Annotated in this window: 3 protein-coding genes, 2 pseudogenes and 1 other annotated feature; of the genes and pseudogenes, 3 read left to right on the top strand and 2 right to left on the bottom strand. The window is 37.5% G+C overall.

All coding sequences use genetic code 11. The features are described 5' to 3' along the window. Window positions 1-124: 124 nt before the first annotated feature. Window positions 125-723, bottom strand: a pseudogene (locus FTU91_RS16145) (IS3 family transposase); the annotation flags it as partial. After that, window positions 467-583, bottom strand: a sequence feature (AL1L pseudoknot). (Overlaps the previous pseudogene by 117 nt.) Here FTU91_RS16145 and FTU91_RS16140 point away from each other — a divergent pair. The 3 genes from FTU91_RS16140 (at window position 709) to FTU91_RS16130 (ending at window position 2,197) form a co-directional block, all read left to right on the top strand. Then, window positions 709-1,257 (top strand): recombinase family protein, encoded by a 549-nt coding sequence (locus FTU91_RS16140; protein WP_180044638.1) that lies wholly within the window; start codon window positions 709-711, stop codon window positions 1,255-1,257. The pseudogene FTU91_RS16145 and the gene FTU91_RS16140 overlap by 15 nt on opposite strands. Window positions 1,258-1,484: 227 nt before the next feature. Beyond that, window positions 1,485-1,661, top strand: a complete 177-nt coding sequence (locus FTU91_RS16135; protein ID WP_180044637.1) for a hypothetical protein — start codon at window positions 1,485-1,487, stop codon at window positions 1,659-1,661. 35 nt (window positions 1,662-1,696) lie between these two features. Continuing rightward, window positions 1,697-2,197, top strand: coding sequence for an acetyltransferase (locus tag FTU91_RS16130; RefSeq protein WP_180044636.1), 501 nt, complete (start codon window positions 1,697-1,699; stop codon window positions 2,195-2,197). Window positions 2,198-2,274: 77 nt separating this feature from the next. Here FTU91_RS16130 and FTU91_RS16125 read toward each other — a convergent pair. Then, window positions 2,275-2,381: pseudogene (locus tag FTU91_RS16125) on the bottom strand (IS982 family transposase); the annotation flags it as partial.

The raw sequence follows: 2,381 nt of genomic DNA, 5'->3' as shown, positions 1-2,381 counted from the left end.
CCTTTTCCATAACGCTCACGACCGGGACTTTTGATCCAAGCCGCTTATGGTGGTTTGCTACCTGCTCCTGCAAGCCGATAGCGAGGGGCCATACCCTCATCTCTTACGCCGCTTGCTGCGGCACACTGAAGTCTGCGACCCATAGCTGGTCAGGCTGATCTGCACTAAAATCCCGTTTCACTAAGTCGGCTGCTCGTTTTTGATCATCTCGGCTACGGGTGGTTTGTTTATTCTTACCACGCCAAACACCTTGTATACCTAGCTTTTGCATCAATCGAGCAACTGTACAGCGCGCAACAACATAGCCTTCACGTTTCAACTTTTGCCAAACTTTACGAACACCGTACCGACCTGAACTTTCCTTCCAAATTCGTTTAATTTGTTTAGCATGATGCAAGTCATGTAGATCTCGTTTCGCTCGATGTTCTGGATTGTCCGCGAGATCTAAACTTCGATAATAGGTCGAAGCTACGATCGGTAAAATCCTACAAATCGCTTCAACACCATATAGGTCTTTATTATTATGGATAAAATCCACCATTATTTGTGTGGGCGGTCGAGCTCCGCGTGGGCGAAAAAAGCGGCTGCTTTACGTAGAATTTCGTTAGCACGTTGCAGTTCTTTATTTTCACGTTCGAGTTGTTTAATACGTTCTTGATCTGAAAGCTGCTGTACTTTAACTGGATTTTGTTTATCTAAATATTTTTGATGCCAAACACGCAATGCTCTGTTGACCAAAATATTGGACGTCAACTTGAGGGAATTGAGGTTGACCGGGTTTTTATCGATAAGGCTTCTGGAAAAAATACTGCCCGCCCAAAATTTCAGGAAATGTTGAGCTATGTGCGTGAAGGGGACATGATTGTTGTTCACTCCATGGATCGTTTTGCCCGGAGTCTAAAAGATTTAGTCACTGAAGTAGATCAACTTGTCAAAAGAGGAGTTGCCATCCAGTTTGTCAAAGAGAACATTACCTTCACAGCTCAGGCTACGCCAATGGATAACTTGATGTTGCAGCTCATGGGCGCTTTTGCTCAATTCGAGCGGGAAATTATTCTGGAACGCCAAAAAGAAGGAATTAAAATTGCAGCAGCCCATGGCAAATATAAAGGTCGTGTCCATAAATTGAATCCTGATCAGGCTCAAGCCCTGCGACAAGCCTGGGATGAAGGAAGATATTCATCCAAAGTTGATTTGGCAAAAGCATTTGGTATTAGCCGACAGGCTGTTTATCGATATTTAAAACGAAGTAATTAATGATTCTCTAGATGAACTGAAAGGTGTCTACAAAATAGGTAGCTATCCACTCTACGATTAAAATTATTTAAATTATTATTTTTCATTGTTTTAATTTAATAAAATTAAAGAAAAGTTTACATTTGGGGTGAAAGAATCTACTATTGAGCACGTAAGTGAATATTCGTGAAGTTTAGTGAACTTTAATGAATATTCATTAAGTGCCAAAACTAGAGGAGTACCTTGTAATGGCTACTGTCTCGTTCAATAAAAGCTTTACAATTGAAAGCCCTAAAGCAATTCATGCTATAATTCAAGACTTGGAAAATCCTCGTAAAATTGAGGTTTCTGCTCGTGATTATAATGCAGAAAATGCAAAGGGTATTAAGCTATTAAAACAACGATTGTCCAACTCGAAGCGTTAATTCAAGAACATGGTGAAGATAGCGTTTGCCAGTTCTTGAATGATAACTTTGCCTGCCCTCAAAATCCTGATGTTGAAAGCTTTTTACTAAATAAAGGTAAAGGGATTAGATTTGAAAAATCTTCTATTTCTCGTACTTATCTAATTTTAGATGAGAGAAATGGTGATTTACTTGCTTATTTTTCAATTTCATTCAAAGAAATTATAATTAATACAGAAAGTCTTTCAGGAACAGCCATCAAAAAACTGAATGGCATGAGTAAGACTGCTGATACGTTAAAAGTCTATTTGATTGGTCAGATCGGTAAAAATAGCATGATTAAACCTAATCCAATTAAGTTGGATAACATTCTAAGTGAAATTTACAATGTTATTGCCCAAGCTCAAGCCTTGATCGGAGGACGTGTAATTATTCTTGAGTGTGAAAATCAACCTAAGCTTATAGCTTTATATGAAAAACATGGATTTAAATTGATTGAAACTAGTAGTGGTAATGATGAACTTCGTACAATGTATACATCCATTATTCAATCTTAATAAATTTTTGGTAAAAAATTATTTTAACTATAAAAAAGTCAAATTTTTAGAAAAGTATATATTAACCCGAATCCTGCTTAAGCCAATGATTTCATAATTTGAATTGTTGGCTTATTTCGATGGGTTAATTGGTATGCACATAAAGAAGCATAAATCCCACTTAGAAATCCATGAATACTACGAG

It is taken from the genome of Acinetobacter sp. YH12201, from assembly GCF_013418145.1.
Lineage (GTDB): Bacteria > Pseudomonadota > Gammaproteobacteria > Pseudomonadales > Moraxellaceae > Acinetobacter.
Note: the sequence above shows the minus strand (reverse complement) of the source record. Positions and strands in the feature narration are given on the sequence as shown.